We start from the raw sequence: 19,910 nt of genomic DNA on the forward strand, positions 1-19,910 counted from the left end.
TTTTGCCGCGATGGCGCAAATTATTCAGTACTCATTTGAAGTCATGGCGGTTGTCGAACACCCCCGTTTGGCCCATCCTGCCGGTTAGCTGTTGCCACCACCGGCAATGTTTCCCTCGAATGGAGTCGAGCCCCGAGCCTTGCTCCCGTCGTCTCCCCGACATCAAGGCGCCTGCTGATGCTGCGATTCCTTCCCGTTATGACCGGCGTGTTCCTCAGCGCTGCCAGCCTGCTGACCCAGGCCGCCGACACCGCCTTCCCCGACGCCCAGGCCAGTGACCCGGCGCGGCTCAAGTGGATGGTCGGCGCGCCGCCACCGGCCGACCGCACCCTGCGTTTTGAAGATGGCAGCTACTTTCGCTTCCCGGCGATGCGCTGGAGCGTGTCGAACTTTCGCCAACTGATGCCCACCGTCAACGTCTCGCGCGGGCTCGGCGCACCGTCGCCCCTGGCGCGCCAACTGGATGCCCGGATCGACAGCCTTGCCGTGCTGCCGACCGGCGCCAGCCAGGCCCTGAACTGGCGCCAGACCCTGGACGCCACCTACACCGACGGCATCCTTGTGCTGCACCGTGGCACGGTGGTGTACGAGCGCTATTTCGGCGTGCTCAAGGACGACGGCCAGCATGCGGCGATGTCCGTCACCAAGTCGGTGGTCGGCACACTCGGCGCCATGCTGGTGGCTGACGGCACCCTCGATGCCAGCAAGAAGATCGTCGACTACGTACCGGAACTGGCCCACTCCGCCTTTGGCAGCGCGACCCTGCGCCAAGTGCTGGACATGACCACCGCGCTGGACTACAGCGAAGACTACGCCGACCCCAACGCCGAAGTCTGGGCCCACGCCCAGGCCGGCAACCCACTGCCCAAGCCCAAGGATTACAGCGGCCCGCGCAGCTATTTCGAATTCCTGCAGACCGTGCGCCAACGCGGTGAACATGGCCAGGCCTTTGGCTACAAGACCGTCAACACCGACGTCCTCGGCTGGGTGATTGCCCGTGCCACCGGGCGCAATGTCGCGCAACTGCTCAGCGAACGCATCTGGAGCCGGTTGGGCAGCGAGCAGGATGCGTATTTCAGCGTGGATTCCATCGGCACGCCGTTCGCCGGTGGCGGTTTTAACGCCGGGCTGCGCGACCTCGGCCGGTTTGGCGAAATGCTGCGCAACAACGGCCGGTTCAACGGCCAGCAAGTCGTCCCCGAGGCCGTGGTCAGCGATATCCGCCAGGGCGGCGATAAGCGCGCATTTGCCAAGGCCGGCTATAGTCAGTTGCAGGGTTGGAGTTATCGCTCCATGTGGTGGGTCACCCATAACCCGGATGGCGCCTTCATGGCCCGTGGTGTGCACGGCCAGAGCCTCTACATCGACCCCAAGGCTGAAATGGTGATTGTGCGTTTCGCCTCCCACCCCATCGCGGACAATGCCGCCAATGATGGGGTGACGTTGCCCGCGTATGCAGCCTTGGCGCAGTACTTGAGGACAACCCGGTAAACCTGGGCAGTACGATTAATTGGATTTTATGACCCGGCACAACTCCCACACCGCCTTCAACCCGTAGTATCCGCGTGGGCAACCGCCGTCAGGGAGATGAGGTTCAACATGCAAGACAAACCCTCAACGGGCGTACGCCCGCTGTTGCTCAATGTGTTGCTGTGGGTAGGTGGTGTTTCTGTGTTGTTGATGATCAAGGACGCCGTGGCGCAATTGACCGGGCCGCTGGGCGACAGCTCGATGGACCTGGTCACCGTGCTGATGGCTTACCTGCTGCTGTTTTTGCTTGAGCCGATACGCAACGCCATCCAGCGCCGCCTGCGCAAAAACGCCCGGCGCCGATATCGCAGCCGCGCTTGAAGCCTTTTCTATCTGGAGTGACCCATTGTCCCAACCTGGCGATAACCACCAGCGCGCGCTGGACCGTTTCCTGAACGAACACCCTGACGTCGTCACGCAACTCGACACCCTCAACCCCCTCGCCGCCCAGGCCAAGGGCGAAACCCTGGCGCAGTACCGCGCCGAACGCCTGCACGAAGCCTTCGAAGCCGAAGCTGAGCGGCTGGGCTTGTTTGCCTGGGAATTGACCCTCAAGCTGACGGCGGAATCGGCCGAAGCCTTCGAGACCCAGCGTCTGGAAGTGCATAAAGAGGTGGCGCAGATGGCGGGGTTGAGCTGGCCGGAGTATTGCCAATTGCATGATCTGACGCAGTGACCACGCCGCTACAGGTACCAGCGTCTTGAGTCACGGGCCAGCGTTTCACGCAATTCGGCGACGCTGATGGCCCGGCGCTCCGGGTCCACGGCCAATGCGGTCTTGAGCGCAGGCCAGTATTGCCTGGGAAGTCTGCGCGGCTTAAGGGACTGACGCTCGTCGGGGCGCCCGCCCTCAGCCAGTTCGTACAGCATGCAGGCTACGCCATAGAGATCTGCCGCCGGTGTCAGCGCACCACCGCCGAGCATTTCCGGGGCGGCATATGCGGGTGTCCACGCGTTGAAACGGCCACGGCTCAACTGCGGCAACCCCTCACCCTGGCCCAAACCAAAGTCGAACAAGCGGATGCCCGCCTCGCCCAGCAGCACATTGCCCGGTTTCAAGTCGCCGTGCAGCACGCCCTGCCCATGGGCGTACGCCAGCGCGTCGAGCACCTGCAGCGCCATCGGCTGCAACTGCGACCAGGGCAAGCCGCCAGGGCATTCCAGCAGCAACCGGTCCAAGGTCAGGCCCGTCAGCAGTTCCATGGTGAAAAAGGCCATCTGGCAAGCGCTATCGACCTCAAAGGTGAACGCCCGCACGATTCCCTCATGGCGCAGGCTGCGGGTCACGGCAAATTCGCTGAACAACAGCACATGGGCGTCACTGGACCGGGCAAGGCCTTCGCCCACCACTTTCAACGCCACGCGCGAGCAGGGCTCGCCAAATTGCTCGTGCAGCAAGTCGCGGGCGCGATACACCACGCCCATGCCGCCCGTGCCGAGCACCTGCTCAAGGTGATAACGCCCGGCAAGCAGGCCAGGGACGATCCTCGCCTCAGTCATGGCTGCACGACCACGGCCGTCAGGTCATCCCGTGCGGGGCCGCGCAACACCAGGGCAAACAAGTGCTCCACCATCTGCTGCGCCGTGCCCTGGCTCAAGGCACTGCCCAATTCCCGATGGCTGAGCGCCTGATACAGGCCATCGCTGCACAACAGGAATACATCGCCGGGGCGCGTGTCGAGTTCGAGCACCTCCAGGCTCAACGGCTCACGCCCGCCGACCGCACGGGTCAACGCCCGGGCATCCGGATGGGCCTGTGCCTGCTCACGGCTCAACTGCTGCTCGGCCATCAGTCGCTCAAGCACTGAATGGTCTCGCGACAGCTGATACAGGCGGTGCGCGCGCCACAGGTAACAACGACTGTCTCCCGCCCACACACAGGCGGCGCGATGCCCCTCCAGCAGCAATGCCACCACCGTGCTGCCGATCGTAGCGTGCAGGCCTTCAAGGGCCAGGCGCCGATCCAGCCGATGCAGGCAGCGGCGCAACGCCTCGACCCGTTGGTCCAGCGGGCCTTGGTCGTGCAACGCAGCCAGGTTGGCAATCACCGCTTGGCTGGCGACATCGCCCGCGCGATGCCCACCCATCCCGTCCGCCACCACCCAGCAACCGCTCTGCGGGCGGTCCAGAAAGGCATCCTCATTGCGCGCGCGGACCTTGCCGCGCTGGGTGCGCCCGGCACTGTGCCAAGGCGCGGGCGTGGGGCTCATAACTGTTCCGGCAAACGGAACGTGCGCCAATCCCCCAACGGGAACGGGCTGGGCGTGCGTTGGCTGGTCAGCAGGAAGTTGGCACGCAAACCGGCCAGGTCGGCCTTGAGCAAGTGCCCGTCGCGACCACCGGCCGGTTCGCTCTGCAACAGATCAACCAGGCGAAACCACGACCAGGCACCAGTGTTTTTTTCCAGCCCCACTGGCCGCTCCGTGCCCCGTTCCAGCACCAGGCTGCTGCGACCGTTTTCGGCCTCATCAGGCCATTGGAACGCTATCGGCACGATGGGACCGTGGCGGTATTCCAACTGGCGCTCACCCATGCGCAACACAGCCCGGTTGACGGCCTGATCCAGGCTGTAGGGCGCCAAGGTAAACCGCACCCGCAGGTCGCCCCCGCCATCGGTGAAAAAACTGCGGCGGATAAGCTGGGCCTTGCTCAAGTGATCGAGCACCCCGCGTGTCATCGGCAGGCTGCGTCCGTCCAGGCTGCGCAAACGATAACGCCCGCCCTCGCCGCTGACGAACGGCCGCAGATAACTGTCGTGAAAGCGCGCCATCACGCCGTGCGGCTTGAAGAACGCCTGGAAATCACTGAGGGCGACGTCGCTGGCAGCGTGGGCATTGAACGGGTAACGCTGACGGATCGCCTGGGCGTAAAGCCCATAGACCTCGCTTTGATAACGCTGATTGACGTACACGTAGGCCTCCTCCAGCAAATGCTGCCAGCTGTCATCGGCCATGCCGTCTAACAGGCCCGACAGTGGCAGCGGCAAACGTGCGGCGGCGTCGCGCAGTGTGCCCAGCACGTCCGGCTGCCCTTCCATACGCCGTTTGACGCGCAGGAACGCAGCCTGCCCGGCCGCTCCGTCGCGGTTCAAGGCAACCAGTTGCAGGTGCAGTTCATCAAGCACGCCCAATGCCCGGGTCAGCTCCGTGCCGGGGTTCTGCTGCTCATCCAACAACTGGTGAAGCGCCTCAAAACGCCGCTGCAACGTGCGCCGGGGGGAGTCTTCAGCCATCGGTAACGGGGCGGCGAGCAGGGTGTTTTCCCGCACCTGCTGCAACAGCAGCACCAGGGGCGAACGGGCCGACGTCATGCTCGCCAGCCGTGTGGCGTCCTGCTTCAGGTCGTCGCTCGCCGCCCGTCGAAGCCGGCCCAGGGCGCGGCTCCAGACATCGGCGTACTCGCTGAAATAGCGCTGCTCCAACGCCAGCATCAATCGGCGCAACTCCAACGCGCCGAGGTCGGCGCTCTCGCCCAGCACCCAGTTGTCCTGCGCAATGGCATTCACCAACCGAGGCCCCTGTACATCGAAATCCTGCACGAAGCGCATGGTGTAAAAGCCGGGAATGGGCGGATCGATGGCGACGAACGCCGGCCCCTCCGCCAGGTGCAGAGGTTCCAGGTCACGCGCCTGTTCACGCAGTACCCGGTAGACCACGTCGGCCAACGGTTCACCGCGCAACACCTGGCGTGCCTGGGCCACCCGTGCATCATTGAGCGGCGCCGCGAACGGCAACGCCAGCAGCCGCGCCAGGTGGGCATTCAGACGCTCCTGCACCGCGGCCGCACCGGCATAACGTGCGGACCAGGCTTGCGCCACACGTTCGGCCAGCCAGCTGTTCTCTCGCCGTTCGTGCAGTGTCAGCATCAGGTACGCACGCAGGGCGTCCAGCAACCGCTCGCGGTTTGCCAGGCTGCCCTGCACCTGTTCCTCCAGCAGCGCGACGACGGCCGGCAGCAACTGCTGGAGCAAGGCCTGCTCGTAGGCACCCGCCAACAGCGGCGCACTCAGGTCGCCCTGGTACAGGCCCGCGCGCTCCACCAGCCGGGCATCGCCCTTGGCCGGGAACACCAGGGTGGCGGCAAAGCGTCGGTCCAGCTGCGCCAGGACCATCAGGGTGCTGTCGGGCTCTGTCGCAAAGGCTGCGGTCTCGTGTGCCAATTCAACCAGTTGCCCAAGACGCTGGTGATTGGCCGTGTAACTGTGCATCCACAAGGCCGCGCCCGCCCCCAGCAGCAACAACGCCGCCAGGCTCAACCCGGCCTGGCGCCAATGCAGGCGCTGGCGCTCCCTGCCATGCAGGCCGGCGAGGTCGGCTTCGGCAAGGATGACCTGGCGGAACAGCGCCGGCACACAGTGCGCCCGTACGTCGCCCGCCCCCGTCAGGTAAAAGCCGCGCACACCGTTGATACGCGGGGCACAATGGGCGCGGAACGCCGTCTCGATAAACACGCACAAACGCTCGCCCATCCGCGCCAGGTGTGACGGCAACTCCAGCATGCGCGCACGGCGCTCCACGTTGCGCTCCTGATGCAAACGTGTGATCAGCCCACCACTCAAGCGTTGCAGCAGGGCCTCAAAGGCCTGGCGTACCACGTCTCTATCGTCCCCCGTCGTGCCAAGAGCCAACGACTCACCCCACACGCCTTGAGCCGCTTGCGCCTGGGGTGAATCGACATACTCGGCAAACCCCGGCAAACGGTCCGCGTGGGTCAGCACCAGGTAGATGGGCACATCCACATGCAACGCCTGCCGGATCTCCTGCAAACGGCCATGCACCTGGCGGGCATGCAGGTCCAGGTCGTGTTCGTGGCTGGCGAGCAAGGTCTGCACCGACAACGTCACCACCACGCCGGCCAGCGGGCTGGCCTTGCGCCGCGTCCTGAGCAAGCCCAGCAACGTCGCCCAGCGACAGGTAGTTGAGCGACATGTGGCTGATCAGCTTCCACAGGAAATCCTGGTCCAGGGGCGGCGCGAAGCTGGGGGTCGGCACGCTGATGTTGCGGAAGGTGACAAATTCCGGCGTCTGCTCGCAGGCCTGGCGAATATCGCCCACCTGCAGTTGCCGAGGCAGGTTGTGGTGGGTGCAGGTCAGCTCGACCGACAGTGTTTCCTGCTCATGGCCGTGGCCCACGACCAGCCAGGTGTCCAACCCGTCATGCTGCGCCGAGGCACGCTGGCGAGATAACGCAGCAGCCCAAGGCCTGCGAGCAACCCCGGGAAGGATTCACACTGATGCAGTGCCCAGGTCAACCACACTGCGACGCGCAAATCCTTTGAGTGATGGCGCAACAGACCCTCAGCGACGCCCCTGACCTTCTGCCAGTCCGGCTGGCCGCCGCCATGTACTGATTGTGCCTTGGCCAGCTCGAACTCCAGCGCTTCATATTCACTTGAAAAGCGCATGTCACTGCCGGCAAAACTCGCCGGCGCGCAAGGTGAGCGCGCCAATTCAAGGTAATAATCCAGCAGTTTGTCTGAGTAGATCATGCGCAACCATGGACGAAGATTAAAGGCAGAGCGGGCAAACTAATCATCGTTTAAAACGCGCGATCAGCGTGCCGCATCAACTTCGCCAAATCACCGCGAAGCTCGCAAACCTTAGCCACGCCAACAGCATTGGGCAAGCAACACAACCGGGGTTAAGGAATATCCTACAACTCTTATAAAACAAGGCGATGCGCAATTATTTGCGCAGCTTGATCAGCACGAAACCCGTCAAGAATCACGCAAACCTTTTAAATCCGCGGCGCAACAAGATGAGCAATTAAATGCACACTGCTGCGCAGTTAATGCGAGCAAATACCGTATAACTACTGGCCAACTTACGCCCAACTAACCAGCCACCCCTTATTTCATTACCCCCTGCACTTTCAGGCACGCTTCTTGTTATAGGACCTTGCCCATCCGGCACCCTGCGCCGCGTGGGCCCCTCTCAATAACCAGGCAAGGAAAGCGACATGCCAACACCCGCGTATCTCTCCATTACCGGTGTCAAACAAGGTTTGATTACCGCAGGCACGTTTACCCAGGACTCGGTCGGCAACATCTACCAGGAAGGCCATGAAGATCAGATTCTGGTGCAGGCGTTCAGCCATCAGGTAATCATTCCCCGTGACCCGCAATCCGGCCAACCCACCGGGCAGCGTGTGCACAAGCCGCTGATGATCAGCAAGATCTTCGGCAAGTCCTCACCCCTGCTTTTCAGCGCGCTCACGGCGGGCGAAGAGGTCAAATGCCGCCTGGAGTGGTTCCGTACCTCCTCGGCCGGCACCCAGGAGCATTACTTCACCATCGAGCTGGAAGGCGCGACCATCGTCGATATCCAGTCACGCATGCCCAATTGCCAGGACCCGGCGAATGCGCACTTCACCCATCTGGAGGACGTGCACTTCACCTATCGCAAGATCGTCTGGACCCACGAAGTGGCCGGTACGTCCGGCTCGGACGACTGGCGCACGCCCGTAGCCGGCTAGACCATCGCCAATGGGTGCTTGCGCTTCGGCGCACCAAACACCCGGTCGATGGCCTCAAGGTCATGTTCATCCAGCACCAGCTGTGCCGCGCGGGCGTTCAGCCGCACATGCTCGGGGGTCACGGCCTTGGGGATGGCGATCACGCCGTCCTGGCGCAACACCCAGGCCAGGGACACCTGTGCCGGGGTCACGTCATGACGGCGGGCGATCTGCTTGAGGGTGGGGCTGGCCAGCAACGCGCCGCCCTGGGCAATCGGGCAGTACGCCATCAGCGGTAGATGGTGCTGCTGCCACCAGGGCAGCAAGTCGAACTCGATGCCGCGCTCTTCAATGTTGTAGAGCACCTGGTTGGTGGCACACGCCGGGGCGGCGAGCTCCTGCAGGTCTGCCACATCAAAGTTGGACACGCCCCAGCGGCCGATCTTGCCGGCTTCGCGCAAGCGCTCGAAGGCTTCGACGGTTTCTTCCAGGGGATACTGGCCACGCCAGTGCAGCAGATACAGATCGATGTAGTCCGTGCCCAGGCGTTGCAGGCTGGCGTCGCAGGCACGTGGCACGCCTTTGCGGCTGGCATTGTGCGGATACACCTTGCTCACCAGGAACACCTGGTCGCGCCTGCCGCGAATGGCTTCGCCGACCACCTCCTCGGCGCCGCCTTCGCCGTACATCTCGGCGGTATCGATCAGGGTCATGCCCTCGTCGATCCCCAGTTGCAAGGCCGCGACTTCGGCACGGCGCTGACTCGGGTCCTCGCCCATGCGCCAGGTGCCCTGGCCGACAACAGGGACCGGAACACCGGCCAGATCAATGGTACGCATGACAACCTCCTGATGAGTTCGCGGATAAACAGTGTGGCATTGGCCGGACAAAAGGGTTCAATCGCAGTATGGTTGGCGCCTGCCAAGTCGCCAGGAAGAACCTGCAATGCTGTTTGTCGTCATGCTCGGGGGCAAGCACCCACGGGCCAGGATCGAAGTGCACGATGTGGTATTCGCCGTGGCGGATACGCTGCAAGCCACCTACCCGCAATTGCGCGATGCCTGGTTTGGCAGCCCCAAGGGTGTACACATTGATTCGTGGATGGCGGTGGATGGCGTGGACGGCTGGAAGATCCAGCTCAGCCACCTGGCGCCTGCTGCCGGCGCCCAGCGCCTGTTTTTCATTAACCTGGGCGGTTATGAAGCCAGCGTGTTTGGCGAAGCTCACCACTACGTACTGGTGGTGGCGCGCGATGCCCGGGAAGCAAAAGCCCTGGGCAAGCAGCAGATGCTGCGCCAGTGGGCCCAGGCCCATACCGATGCCGTGATGGATATTGATGACTGCCTGCCGATTGACCTGGTGGATGGGCGTTACATTCATCTAGAGCAAGGCCAGCATCGACCGATCGTGCAGCACAATGACTATATCGTGCTGCCCTGATGGCAAATGTGGGAGCTGGCTTGTGTGGGAGCTGGCTTGCCTGCGATGCAGACAACTCGGTACATCAGAAAAACCCAGTTGATGCCATCGCAGGCAAGCCAGCTCCCACAGGGGAATGCGTACGCTTCATCGATCAGGTCGGCTACTAGGCCGCCGCGCTTTGCTTTTGATTTTGATCTTGGGCGCCCCGTTAAACACGCTGGCCGGAATTCGAAATGGATTTGGGGGGTAAACCGGCAGGGATGCCGGTTTAGCCGCCCCGCGCCATGGATGGCGCGTGGCGGCGGCCCCCCAAATCCATGTCGGATTACGGGCATGCCGAGCCTAGGCGAGGCACCGAGTGTTGGGGCAAAAGCGTTTTGCTTACTTTTGCGCTCTTCAAAAGTGAGCCGCCGTAAGGGCGGAACCATAAGCAGCCGTTACCTCAGCAACGGATATGTACTCACTCCCACCAAAAGCCAAACCAGCGGAACTTTGCCAACAAATAACCGCCTGAATCCGGTACGCTCCCCCTTTTTACCCCAAGGAGATCCTCCCCATGGCCAAAGCCACCGCCCGTCACATCCTCGTTTCCACTGAAGACAAGTGCAACGAACTCAAAGCCCAAATCGAAGGCGGCGCTGATTTCGCAGAAATCGCCAAAGCCAACTCCAGCTGCCCATCCAGCCGCGACGGCGGCAACCTGGGCTCGTTCGGCCCAGGCCAGATGGTCAAGGAATTCGACACCGTCGTCTTCAGCGCCCCGGTCAACACCGTGCAAGGCCCGGTAAAAACCCAGTTCGGCTACCACCTGCTGGAAGTCACCAGCCGCCAGGACTGATCCAGTCTGCGCTGATGCTATAAACAACGGCCCGCCTCTTGGTGGGCCGTTGTGCATGTGACGACTGGCGACACGGATGCCGTTAGCGTACAAATCCCTATTCCTGTTCACCCGGCGCTCAAGGCTGATAATGCGATTGGCTTTTCTAAGACTGCTTGCTGCTTCCCTGCTATTGACCGGCACCGCCGTGCTCGCGGCGCCGCAACCGTACCTCACCGTGTACGGCGAACCGGCCAAGTACCCCGCCGGCTTCCACCACTTCGACTACGTCAACCCCAACGCCCCCAAGGGCGGCAGCCTGAAGCGCTCGGCCATCGAGATCGGGCGTTTTGACCATGTGCTGCCGTATATCGACAAAGGCATCGGCGTGTCCCAGGTCGACGGCTGGCTCTATTCGCCCCTGGCCCAGCGCTCCCTGGATGAGCCTTATACGGTCTACGGCCTGGTCGCCGAGAAGATGGAACGCGCCGAGGATGGCCTGTCGCTGCGCTTCTTCCTCAACCCCAAGGCGCGCTTCGCCGATGGCACGCCGATCACCGCCGAAGACGTGCGCTACAGCTACAACCTGCTGATGACCCAAGGCCGCCTGGGCTTTCGCACGCTGTTCGCCGACGTCAAGCACGTCGAAGTCGAAGGTGAGCGCCAAGTGCGCTTCGACTTCTCCAGCAATGAAAACCGTACCCTGCCCCTCGACCTCGCGACCCTGCCGGTGCTCCCCGAACACTGGTGGAAAACCCGCGACTTCGCCAATGGCGGCGGCTACGAGATACCGCTGGGCAGCGGCCCGTACAAGATCAGCAAGATCGACTCCGGCAGCACCATCACCTTTACCCGCGACCCCGCCTGGTGGGGCAAGGACCTGCCCGTCAGCCGTGGCCTGTACAACTTCGATCACCTGAGCCTGGAATACTTCGGCGACACCGAAGTGGCGCGCCAGGTCCTGCGCGGCGGCGCCTATGACTTCAACCGCGAGTTTTCCGCCACCGGCTATTCCATCGGCTACAACGGCCCGGCCCTCGACGATGGTCGCCTGCAACGTGCGCACCTGGCCAAAGAGGCGCCGCAACCGGCCCAGGGCTACGTGTTCAACGTGCAAAAACCAATGTTCAAGGACCGCCGCGTGCGCCAGGCGTTGGCGATGCTATGGGACTTCGAATGGGCCAATCGGCAGATGATGCGCAACATGTACATCCGCCAGCAGAGCTTCTTCTCCAACAGCCCGCTGGCCGCCAGCCAACCACCGACGCCAGAAGAACTGGCAATCCTCGAACCCTTGCGCGGGCAGGTTCCCGACGAGGTCTTCACGCAAGTATTCAAGGCCCCGGTCACCGACGGCAGCGGCATGATCCGCGACAAGCAGCTGCAAGCCCTGGCCCTGCTGGAAGCCGCCGGCTGGAAACCGGACGGCGACAGGCTGGTCAACGCCGAGGGCGAGCCACTGGAGTTCACCTTCCTCAACACCCAGAACGGCCTGGAACGCCTGTTGCTGCCGTACAAGCGCAACCTGGCGCAGATCGGCATCACCTTGAACATCCGCCGCATCGACCCCTCGCAATACGTCAACCGCATGATGGCGCGCGACTACGACATGATCGTGGTCGGCTTCCCGGTCACCACCTCGCCAGGGATGGAGCTGTACAACTACTTCGGCTCAGACGCCGCGTTCGACCCCGGCGCCAACAACTACATGGTGCTCAAGGACCCGGCCGTCGACACCTTGATCAAGGGCCTGGTCAAGGCCAACACCCAGGCGCAGATGCTCACCTACGCCCACGCCCTGGACCGGGTGCTGCAATGGAACTACTTGTGGATTCCCAACTACTACCCGCCCGGCACGTCCGCCGCGTGGTGGAACCGCTTCGGCCGCCCGGCCGTCGAGGCGAAGAACGATGAAGCCCTGGAAAGCTGGTGGGAAATCAGCCCCACGCCGCTGACAGACGAACAGATGAAACAACGCGGAGGCAGCCACTGATGTTTGCCTATATCGTGCGGCGCCTGCTGCTGATCATTCCCACGCTGGTGATCATCCTGCTGGTCAACTTCGTTATCGTCCAGGCCGCGCCCGGCGGGCCGGTGGAACAAGCCATCGCCCACCTGCAAGGCATCGGCGGCGGCGCGGTGGGCGGTTCGGGCGGCGACGGCATCAGCGGCGGCTCCCGCGCCAGCCGTGGCCTGGACCCCAAGCTGATCAAGGACATCGAAAAACAATACGGCTTCGACAAGCCCGCGCCGGAGCGCCTGTGGCTGATGCTCACCAGCTACGCCCAATTGGATTTCGGCAACAGCTTCTTTCGCGGCAAGACGGTGATCGACCTGATCCTGGAAAAGATGCCGGTGACCATCTCCCTCGGCCTGTGGGCCACGCTGATCACCTACCTGGTGTCGATCCCCCTGGGGATTCGCAAGGCGGTGCGTCACGGCAGCAGCTTTGACGTGTGGAGCAGCACCGCCATCGTCATCGGTTACGCGATGCCCGCGTTCCTGTTTGCGATGTTCCTGATCGTGGTCTTCGCCGGCGGCACCTCGCTGAACTGGTTCCCGGTGCGCGGGCTGGTCTCGGAAAACTTCGAAGAACTGAGCGCCGTGGGCAAGATCGCCGACTACTTCTGGCACCTGGTGCTGCCGGTGACGTCGCTGGTGATCGGCGGGTTCGCCACCCTGACTATCCTCACGAAAAACTCGTTCCTCAATGAAATCACCCGTCAGTACGTGGTCACCGCCCGCGCCAAGGGCCTCAGCGAACGGCGCGTGTTGTACGGCCATGTGTTCCGCAACGCCATGCTGCTGGTGATCTCGGGGATTCCCCAGGCCTTTATCAGTGTGTTCTTTGCCGGCTCCCTGCTGATCGAGGTGATTTTCTCCCTCGATGGCCTGGGCCGCATGAGCTACGAAGCGGCGGTCTCGCGGGACTATCCGGTGGTGTTCGGTTCGCTGTTTATCTTCACCCTGTTCGGCCTCTTGATAAAACTCATCGGTGACCTCTGCTACACCCTGGTGGACCCGCGTATCGACTTCGCCGCGAGGAACGCCTGATGCTTAATTTGTCTCCCGTGGCCCGTCGGCGTTTCGAGCGGTTCAAGAAGAACCGGCGCGGCTGGTGGTCGCTGTGGCTGTTTATCGGCCTGTTTATCCTCACCCTCGGCGGCGAGTTGATCGCCAATGACAAGCCGCTGGTGCTGAGCTTCAAGAACGAGCTGTATTTCCCGGTGTTCAAGCGCTACACCGAGCAGCAGTTCGGCGGCCAGTTGCCGTTTCAGGCCGACTACCGCAGTGACTACGTGCAAAAGCTGATCAAACAGGACGGCGGCTGGATGCTGTTCCCGCCGATCCCGTTCAGCGACGACACGCCCAACTACGAACTGACCCGCCCTGCCCCCAGCCCGCCCTCGGCGGTGAACTGGCTGGGCACCGACGATCAGTCGCGGGACGTGTTGGCACGGGTGATCTTTGGCGCGCGGGTGTCGATCCTGTTCGCCCTGGCGCTCACCGCGATCAGCGCGGCCATCGGCATCGCCGCCGGGGCGTTGCAGGGCTATTACGGCGGCTGGGTGGATTTGATCGGCCAGCGCGTGCTGGAAGTGTGGTCCGGGCTGCCGGTGCTGTACCTGCTGATCATCCTGTCGGGTTTTGTCGAGCCGAATTTCTGGTGGCTGCTGGGGATCATGGCGCTGTTTTCCTGGCTGGCCCTGGTGGACGTGGTGCGCGCCGAGTTCCTGCGCGGGCGCAACCTGGAATACGTCAAGGCCGCACGGGCCCTGGGCTTGGGCGACGCGAAGATCATCCGCCGGCATATCCTGCCGAATGCGATGACCGCCACCCTGAGCTACTTGCCGTTCATTTTGACCGGGGCGATCTCCACCTTGAGCGCCCTGGATTTCCTCGGCTTCGGCATGCCCGCCGGCAGCGCGTCGCTGGGCGAGTTGATCGCCCAGGGCAAGCAGAACCTGCAAGCGCCGTGGCTGGGCCTGACGGCGTTTTTCACCCTGGCGCTGATCCTGTCGCTGCTGGTGTTTATTGGCGAGGCGCTGCGTGACGCCTTCGACCCCCGCTCATGAGTGATTGCATATGAACCTGATCGAGATCCGCGACCTCAGCGTCGCCTTCAACGGCCAGACCGTGGTGAACACGCTGTGCCTGGACGTGCGCCCCGGCGAGTGCCTGGCGCTGGTGGGCGAGTCGGGTTCGGGCAAGTCGGTGACGGCCCATTCGATCCTGCAATTGCTGCCCGAGGCCGGCACGCAAACCACCGGTTCCATCAAGTACCGCGGCCAGGAGCTGATCGGCGCGTCGGCCGCAACCTTGCAAAAGCTGCGCGGCAACCGCATCGCGATGATCTTCCAGGAGCCGATGACCTCCCTCAACCCGTTGCACAGCATCGAAAAGCAGATCGGCGAAACCCTGCTGCTGCACAAGGGCCTCGGCGGCAAGGCGGCGCAGGCGCGCATCCTTGAACTGCTCGACCTGGTGGGCATCCAGAAACCCCAGGAACGCCTCAAGGCCTACCCCCACCAACTCTCCGGTGGCCAGCGGCAACGGGTGATGATTGCCATGGCCCTGGCCTGCGAGCCCGAGTTGCTGATCGCCGACGAACCCACCACCGCGCTGGACGTCACGGTGCAGCGCAAGATCCTGCTGCTGCTCAAATCCCTGCAACAGCGCCTGGGCATGTCGCTGCTGCTGATCAGCCACGACCTCAACCTGGTGCGCAGCATTGCCCAGCGCGTGTGTGTGATGCACGCCGGCGAGATCGTCGAACAGGCCGACTGCCAGACCTTGTTCACCGCGCCGCAGCACCCTTACAGCCGCCTGCTGCTGGACGCCGAACCCTCGGGCGACGTGCTGTGCAGCGACCCGCGTGAAACGGTGTTGCAGGTGGACGACCTGAGCGTGCAATTCCCCCTCGGCGGCGGCCTGTTCCGGCGCAAGACCTATCTGCGTGCGGTAGACGGCATCAGCCTCAGCGTGCAGCGCGGCAAGACCCTGGGGATTGTCGGCGAGTCCGGCTCGGGCAAGTCCACCCTGGGCCAGGCGATCCTGCGCCTGCTGGACTCCACCGGCAGCATCCGCTTCCAGGGCACCGCCCTCGACCCGCTCAACCACCAGCAGATGCGCCCGTGGCGCAAGCAAATGCAGGTGGTGTTCCAGGACCCTTATGGCAGCCTCAGCCCGCGCATGTCGGTGCAGCAGATCATCAGCGAAGGCCTGGAAGTGCACGCGCCATGCAGCCTGGAGGACCGTGATGCACAAGTGATCCAGGTGCTCAAGGACGTCGGCCTCGACCCCGCCAGCCGCCACCGCTACCCCCACGAATTCTCCGGCGGCCAGCGCCAACGCATCGCCATCGCCCGCGCCCTGGTGCTCAAGCCGGCGCTGATGCTGCTGGACGAACCGACCTCGGCCCTCGACCGCACGGTGCAGAAGCAGGTGGTGGCGCTGTTGCGTGAGCTGCAGGAGAAATATGGCCTGACCTACCTGTTTATCAGTCATGACCTGGCGGTGGTGCGGGCCATGGCCCATGACATGATCGTGATCAAGGATGGCAAGGTGGTGGAGGCCGGGGCGAGTCATCAGGTATTCGAAGCGCCGCAGCATGCCTACACCCAAGAGCTGCTGGCCGCCGCCAATATCCCCCTGTAAACACGGTCCCCTGTGGGAGCTGGCTTGCCTGCGATAGCGATGTATCAGTCAATATATATTCGGTACTGACAGACCGCCATCGCAGGCAAGCCAGCTCCCACAGGATCGCACTCCCACTCCTATTTTGTGTTGGCGGCATAAGCATGAACACCAGCGAAAGCCTCAAGGACTACCAACAGGTGCGCGGCCTGGCCATCCAGTCGCTGTTCGAGATCATCGAGCAGTCCAGCGAAGGCACGGTGATTGTCGATCGCGACGCCAATATCGTCTGGATGAACGAGCGCTACGCCAAGCGCTTCGGCCTGAAAAGCGCCGATGAAGCCATCGGCCAGCCGTGTGAAAAGGTGATTTCCAACAGCCTGTTGCGCCAGGTGGTGCGCACCGACCTGCCGATCCTGCTGGACATCCAGGACACGCCCAAAGGCCCGTTGGTGGTGATGCGCCTGCCGATCCACAACGATGCCGGCGCGGTGATCGGCGCGATTGGTTTTGCGCTGTTCGATGAGCTGCGCAACCTGTCGCCGCTGATCGAGCGCTACCTGAGCATGCAGCAGGAACTGGCCTCGACCCGATCGTTGCTGCGTTCGCGGCAGAGCAAATACAACTTTGCGCACTTTATCGGCACCAGCGCCGCCAGCCTCGAAGTCAAACGCCGCGCACGGCGCAGTGCCAGCGCCGAGTCGCCGGTGCTGCTGCTGGGGGAAACCGGCACCGGCAAGGAATTGCTGGCCCAGGCGATCCACGGCGCGTCACCCCGTGCGCACAAGGCATTCGTCAGCGTCAACAGCGCGGCGATTCCCGCCGACCTGCTGGAAGCCGAATTCTTCGGCACCGCGCCGGGCGCGTTTACCGGCGCCGACCGCAAGGGCCGTCCCGGCAAATTCCAGATCGCCCAGGGCGGCACGCTGTTCCTCGATGAAATCGGCGATATGCCCCTGCCGCTGCAAAGCAAACTGCTGCGGGTATTGCAGGAAAAGGAATTCGAACCGGTAGGCTCCAACGAAATGCTGCACAGCGATGTGCGGGTGATCGCGGCGACGTCCATGGACCTGGAAGCGGCGATCAAGCGCGGGGAGTTTCGTGCAGACCTGTATTACCGCCTGAACGTGCTGCCGATCCAGGTGCCGCCGTTGCGCGAGCGCCTGGAAGATATCCCGGCGCTGAGCGAGGCGATCCTTGAGGAACTGCGCAGCCAGCACGAACTGGACCGCGAAGCCCTGGCGCTGCTGGCGCAACACGCATGGCCGGGGAATATCCGCGAGTTGCGCAATGTGCTGGAACGGGCGGCGTTGTTGAGTGATGACCTGGTGCTGAATGCCGAGGAGATTCGTGCGGCGATCGGCACCTTTACCCCGGTCGCGCGCAGTGCGGTGGCGGCGGTAGAGGGCGAAAGCTTCAGCGCGGCGCGGGAGCGGTTTGATCGGCAGATCATTGCGGCAGCGTTGGAGGCCTGCGGGGGGAATGTGGTGGAGGCGGCCAAGCGGTTGGGGCTGGGGCGGTCGACGTTGTACAAGAAGATGGTGGCGCTGGGCATCGCCTAGTCTCCATAAAGAGACATAACTCTCAAATTCAAGACAGGCACCTGTGGGAGCTGGCTTGCCTGCGATAGCGGTACATCAGTGACAGGTGAGCAAGCTGATAGACCGCTATCGCAGGCAAGCCAGCTCCCACAGGGGATCTTCATTTGTCTCTAACTTGAGACAAAATTCAAAGCACTCACTCCAAATAAGATTTTTATCGTTATATTTCAACTAGTTATATTGTTGGCACGCATCTCGCTATAGCCTCTCCCCACCGCAACACCCCACAAAAATAACAATTCGATCTGGAGACACTCCATGAGTGTAATCATCGCCCTGGCAGCCCTCGCGCTGCTGATGCTGGCTGCCTACCGTGGCTATAGCGTTATCCTGTTTGCCCCCATCGCCGCCCTCGGCGCTGTCCTGCTCACCGATCCGTCCGCCGTTGCGCCTGCCTTTACCGGGGTGTTCATGGAGAAGATGGTCGGGTTTATCAAACTGTATTTCCCCGTGTTCCTGCTCGGTGCGGTATTCGGCAAGCTGATCGAGCTGTCGGGCTTTTCCCGTTCGATTGTGGCCGCGGCGATCCGTTTGCTCGGCACCCGCCAGGCGATGCTGGTGATCGTGCTGGTCTGCGCCCTGCTCACCTACGGCGGCGTGTCGCTGTTTGTGGTGGTGTTTGCGGTGTACCCGTTTGCGGCGGAGATGTTTCGCCAGAGCAATATCCCCAAGCGCCTGATCCCGGCGACCATCGCCCTCGGTGCGTTTTCGTTCACCATGGACGCCCTGCCCGGCACGCCGCAGATCCAGAACATCATCCCCAGCACGTTTTTCAACACCACCGCCTGGGCCGCGCCGTGGCTGGGCGTGATCGGCACGATCTTTGTGTTCTGCGCCGGCATGCTCTACCTGGCGCGCCAGCGCAACAAGGCCCAACGCGCCGGCGAAGGCTATGGCACCGAGCTGCGTAACGAGCCGGAAACCGCCGAAAACCTCAGCTTGCCCAACCCGTGGATCGCGTTGTCGCCGCTGATTCTGGTGGGCGTGATGAACCTGCTGTTTACCCACTGGATTCCGCAGTGGTACGGCAAGACCCACAGCCTCGCCCTGCCGGGCATGAGCGCGCCGGTGACCACTGAAATCGCCAAGCTCACCGCGATCTGGGCGGTGCAGGCGGCGCTGCTGGTGGGCATCTTGATGGTGCTGGTGTTCGGCTGGTCGGCGATCAAAAGCAAGCTCGCCGAAGGCAGCAAAAGTGCGGTCAGCGGCGCGTTGCTGGCGGCGATGAACACCGCGTCGGAATACGGCTTTGGTGCGGTGATCGCCTCGCTGCCGGGCTTTCTGGTGCTGGCGGACTGGCTCAAGGGCATCCCCAACCCGCTGGTCAACGAAGCGATTACCGTGACCTTGCTGGCCGGTATCACCGGTTCCGCCTCGGGCGGCATGAGCATTGCGCTGGCGGCCATGTCCGAGAGCTTTATTTCGGCGGCCCATGCGGCCAATATCCCCCTTGAAGTGCTGCACCGCGTGGCGGCCATGGCCAGCGGCGGCATGGACACCCTGCCCCACAACGGCGCGGTGATCACGCTGCTGGCGGTCACCGGGCTGACCCACCGCGAAGCCTACAAGGACATTTTCGGCATCACCATCATCAAGACCCTTGCGGTGTTCGTGGTGATCGGGACTTTCTACGCCACCGGCATTGTGTGAGGTTTTCATGACGACTTTAAACGGCAAGACCGCCCTGGTTACCGGTTCCACCAGCGGCATCGGCCTGGGGATAGCGCTGAGCCTGGCCAAGGCCGGCGCCGACCTGATCCTCAACGGCTTCGGCGACGCCAGCGCGGTGATCGCCCAGGTGCAGGCGTTTGGCGGCAAGGTCGGCCATCACCCGGCCGACGTCAGCGACCCGGCGCAGATCGCCGACATGTTCGCCTACGCCGAGCGTGAATTCGGCGGCGTCGACATCCTGGTGAACAACGCCGGCATCCAGCACGTGGCGGCGGTGGAAGACTTCCCCGCCGAGCGCTGGGATTCGATCATCGCCATCAACCTGTCGTCGGTGTTCCACAGCACGCGCTTGAGCCTGCCGGGGATGAAGGCCAAGGGCTGGGGGCGCATCGTCAACATCGCCTCGGTGCACGGCCAGGTCGGTTCGGTCGGCAAGGCGGCGTATGTGGCGGCCAAGCACGGGGTGATCGGCTTGACCAAGGTGGTGGGCCTGGAGACGGCCACCAGCAATGTGACCTGCAACGCCATCTGCCCGGGCTGGGTGCTGACGCCGCTGGTGCAGAAGCAGATCGATGATCGCATCGCCACCGGCGTGGACCCGCAGCAGGCGCAGCATGATCTGCTGGCGGAGAAGCAGCCGTCGCTGGAATTTGTCACGCCGCCGCAACTGGGCGAGCTGGTGCTGTTCCTGTGCAGCGAAGCCGGCAGCCAGGTGCGCGGTGCCGCGTGGAACATCGACGGTGGCTGGCTGGCCCAGTAGCTCAAACACAGCGAGTCAA

16 protein-coding genes and 3 pseudogenes are annotated in these 19,910 nt (G+C 63.2%); 13 read left to right on the forward strand and 6 right to left on the reverse strand.

The window, feature by feature from the left end; genetic code table 11:
- Window positions 1–177: 177 nt before the first annotated feature.
- The 3 genes from PSH87_RS15260 to PSH87_RS15270 all read left to right on the forward strand — a co-directional run bounded on the left by PSH87_RS15260 (window position 178) and on the right by PSH87_RS15270 (window position 2,206).
- A complete protein-coding gene (locus tag PSH87_RS15260; protein ID WP_305430063.1) occupies window positions 178–1,491 on the forward strand; it encodes a serine hydrolase in 1,314 nt (437 codons plus the stop codon).
- Between the two features lie 108 nt (window positions 1,492–1,599).
- Window positions 1,600–1,851, forward strand: a complete 252-nt coding sequence (locus tag PSH87_RS15265) for a hypothetical protein (protein WP_017737001.1) — start codon at window positions 1,600–1,602, stop codon at window positions 1,849–1,851.
- Window positions 1,852–1,876: 25 nt separating this feature from the next.
- Entirely contained in the window at window positions 1,877–2,206 is a 330-nt protein-coding gene (locus PSH87_RS15270; RefSeq protein ID WP_017737002.1) for a DUF6388 family protein, read from the forward strand.
- A gap of 8 nt (window positions 2,207–2,214) precedes the next feature.
- Here the strand turns inward: PSH87_RS15270 and PSH87_RS15275 are convergent, their stop codons facing one another.
- The 5 genes and pseudogenes from PSH87_RS15275 to PSH87_RS15295 all read right to left on the reverse strand — a co-directional run.
- A complete protein-coding gene (locus tag PSH87_RS15275) occupies window positions 2,215–3,030 on the reverse strand; it encodes a serine/threonine-protein kinase (RefSeq protein ID WP_305430064.1) in 816 nt (271 codons plus the stop codon).
- The gene (locus PSH87_RS15280) at window positions 3,027–3,740 is read right to left on the reverse strand and encodes a PP2C family serine/threonine-protein phosphatase (protein WP_017737004.1); all 714 of its coding nucleotides are present in this window, start codon (window positions 3,738–3,740) and stop codon (window positions 3,027–3,029) included. Before PSH87_RS15280 ends, PSH87_RS15275 begins: the two co-directional genes overlap by 4 nt.
- Window positions 3,737–6,436: pseudogene (tssM, locus tag PSH87_RS15285) on the reverse strand (type VI secretion system membrane subunit TssM); the annotation flags it as partial. The pseudogene tssM and the gene PSH87_RS15280, both read right to left, overlap by 4 nt.
- Window positions 6,417–6,710 (reverse strand): annotated as a pseudogene (locus tag PSH87_RS15290) (type VI secretion system baseplate subunit TssF); the annotation flags it as partial. The pseudogenes PSH87_RS15290 and tssM, both read right to left, overlap by 20 nt.
- Window positions 6,710–7,018: pseudogene (locus PSH87_RS15295) on the reverse strand (type VI secretion system ImpA family N-terminal domain-containing protein); the annotation flags it as partial. The pseudogenes PSH87_RS15295 and PSH87_RS15290, both read right to left, overlap by 1 nt.
- A gap of 470 nt (window positions 7,019–7,488) precedes the next feature.
- Here PSH87_RS15295 and PSH87_RS15300 point away from each other — a divergent pair.
- Window positions 7,489–8,004 (forward strand): Hcp family type VI secretion system effector, encoded by a 516-nt coding sequence (locus tag PSH87_RS15300; RefSeq protein ID WP_305430065.1) that lies wholly within the window; start codon window positions 7,489–7,491, stop codon window positions 8,002–8,004.
- On the opposite strand, the gene PSH87_RS15305 is transcribed toward PSH87_RS15300, so the two are convergent.
- Window positions 8,001–8,822 (reverse strand): aldo/keto reductase, encoded by an 822-nt coding sequence (locus PSH87_RS15305; RefSeq protein ID WP_017737019.1) that lies wholly within the window; start codon window positions 8,820–8,822, stop codon window positions 8,001–8,003. The genes PSH87_RS15300 and PSH87_RS15305 overlap by 4 nt on opposite strands.
- Before the next feature lie 106 nt (window positions 8,823–8,928).
- On the opposite strand from PSH87_RS15305, the gene PSH87_RS15310 reads away from it, so the two are divergent.
- The 9 genes from PSH87_RS15310 to PSH87_RS15350 all read left to right on the forward strand — a co-directional run bounded on the left by PSH87_RS15310 (window position 8,929) and on the right by PSH87_RS15350 (window position 19,891).
- On the forward strand, window positions 8,929–9,423 hold the full coding sequence (locus PSH87_RS15310; RefSeq protein ID WP_017737020.1) for a DUF1543 domain-containing protein: 495 nt from the start codon (window positions 8,929–8,931) through the stop codon (window positions 9,421–9,423).
- Between the two features lie 538 nt (window positions 9,424–9,961).
- A complete protein-coding gene (locus PSH87_RS15315) occupies window positions 9,962–10,243 on the forward strand; it encodes a peptidylprolyl isomerase (RefSeq protein WP_010210937.1) in 282 nt (93 codons plus the stop codon).
- Window positions 10,244–10,373: 130 nt separating this feature from the next.
- Complete coding sequence (locus tag PSH87_RS15320; RefSeq protein ID WP_305430066.1) at window positions 10,374–12,215, forward strand: extracellular solute-binding protein; 1,842 nt, start codon at window positions 10,374–10,376, stop codon at window positions 12,213–12,215.
- The gene (locus PSH87_RS15325; RefSeq protein WP_305430067.1) at window positions 12,215–13,276 is read left to right on the forward strand and encodes a microcin C ABC transporter permease YejB; all 1,062 of its coding nucleotides are present in this window, start codon (window positions 12,215–12,217) and stop codon (window positions 13,274–13,276) included. The genes PSH87_RS15320 and PSH87_RS15325 overlap by 1 nt, the downstream gene beginning before the upstream one ends.
- A complete protein-coding gene (locus PSH87_RS15330) occupies window positions 13,276–14,298 on the forward strand; it encodes an ABC transporter permease (RefSeq protein WP_305430068.1) in 1,023 nt (340 codons plus the stop codon). Before PSH87_RS15325 ends, PSH87_RS15330 begins: the two co-directional genes overlap by 1 nt.
- A 10-nt stretch (window positions 14,299–14,308) precedes the next feature.
- Window positions 14,309–15,880 carry an ABC transporter ATP-binding protein gene (locus PSH87_RS15335; RefSeq protein ID WP_305430070.1) on the forward strand — a complete coding sequence of 524 codons (1,572 nt, stop codon included), beginning with the start codon at window positions 14,309–14,311 and terminating at the stop codon, window positions 15,878–15,880.
- Between the two features lie 143 nt (window positions 15,881–16,023).
- Window positions 16,024–17,421, forward strand: coding sequence for a sigma-54-dependent Fis family transcriptional regulator (locus tag PSH87_RS15340; RefSeq protein ID WP_305430072.1), 1,398 nt, complete (start codon window positions 16,024–16,026; stop codon window positions 17,419–17,421).
- A 297-nt stretch (window positions 17,422–17,718) separates the two neighbouring features.
- Window positions 17,719–19,110 (forward strand): GntP family permease, encoded by a 1,392-nt coding sequence (locus tag PSH87_RS15345; RefSeq protein WP_017737231.1) that lies wholly within the window; start codon window positions 17,719–17,721, stop codon window positions 19,108–19,110.
- Between the two features lie 7 nt (window positions 19,111–19,117).
- Complete coding sequence (locus PSH87_RS15350; RefSeq protein WP_305430073.1) at window positions 19,118–19,891, forward strand: 3-hydroxybutyrate dehydrogenase; 774 nt, start codon at window positions 19,118–19,120, stop codon at window positions 19,889–19,891.
- Window positions 19,892–19,910 lie beyond the last annotated feature (19 nt).

Source organism: Pseudomonas sp. FP453, assembly GCF_030687495.1.
GTDB lineage: Bacteria > Pseudomonadota > Gammaproteobacteria > Pseudomonadales > Pseudomonadaceae > Aquipseudomonas.

Excerpts from the sequence above, each read along its gene's own strand:
- PSH87_RS15300 (WP_305430065.1), top strand. The coding sequence starts at position 7,489 with ATGCCAACACCCGCGTATCTCTCCATTACCGGTGTCAAACAAGGTTTG.
- PSH87_RS15325 (WP_305430067.1), top strand. The coding sequence starts at position 12,215 with ATGTTTGCCTATATCGTGCGGCGCCTGCTGCTGATCATTCCCACGCTG.
- PSH87_RS15310 (WP_017737020.1), top strand. The coding sequence starts at position 8,929 with ATGCTGTTTGTCGTCATGCTCGGGGGCAAGCACCCACGGGCCAGGATC.
- PSH87_RS15345 (WP_017737231.1), top strand. The coding sequence starts at position 17,719 with ATGAGTGTAATCATCGCCCTGGCAGCCCTCGCGCTGCTGATGCTGGCT.
- PSH87_RS15335 (WP_305430070.1), top strand. The coding sequence starts at position 14,309 with ATGAACCTGATCGAGATCCGCGACCTCAGCGTCGCCTTCAACGGCCAG.
- PSH87_RS15330 (WP_305430068.1), top strand. The coding sequence starts at position 13,276 with ATGCTTAATTTGTCTCCCGTGGCCCGTCGGCGTTTCGAGCGGTTCAAG.
- PSH87_RS15320 (WP_305430066.1), top strand. The coding sequence starts at position 10,374 with ATGCGATTGGCTTTTCTAAGACTGCTTGCTGCTTCCCTGCTATTGACC.
- PSH87_RS15305 (WP_017737019.1), bottom strand. The coding sequence starts at position 8,822 with ATGCGTACCATTGATCTGGCCGGTGTTCCGGTCCCTGTTGTCGGCCAG.
- PSH87_RS15350 (WP_305430073.1), top strand. The coding sequence starts at position 19,118 with ATGACGACTTTAAACGGCAAGACCGCCCTGGTTACCGGTTCCACCAGC.
- PSH87_RS15315 (WP_010210937.1), top strand. The coding sequence starts at position 9,962 with ATGGCCAAAGCCACCGCCCGTCACATCCTCGTTTCCACTGAAGACAAG.
- PSH87_RS15265 (WP_017737001.1), top strand. The coding sequence starts at position 1,600 with ATGCAAGACAAACCCTCAACGGGCGTACGCCCGCTGTTGCTCAATGTG.
- PSH87_RS15340 (WP_305430072.1), top strand. The coding sequence starts at position 16,024 with ATGAACACCAGCGAAAGCCTCAAGGACTACCAACAGGTGCGCGGCCTG.
- PSH87_RS15260 (WP_305430063.1), top strand. The coding sequence starts at position 178 with ATGCTGCGATTCCTTCCCGTTATGACCGGCGTGTTCCTCAGCGCTGCC.
- PSH87_RS15275 (WP_305430064.1), bottom strand. The coding sequence starts at position 3,030 with ATGACTGAGGCGAGGATCGTCCCTGGCCTGCTTGCCGGGCGTTATCAC.
- PSH87_RS15280 (WP_017737004.1), bottom strand. The coding sequence starts at position 3,740 with ATGAGCCCCACGCCCGCGCCTTGGCACAGTGCCGGGCGCACCCAGCGC.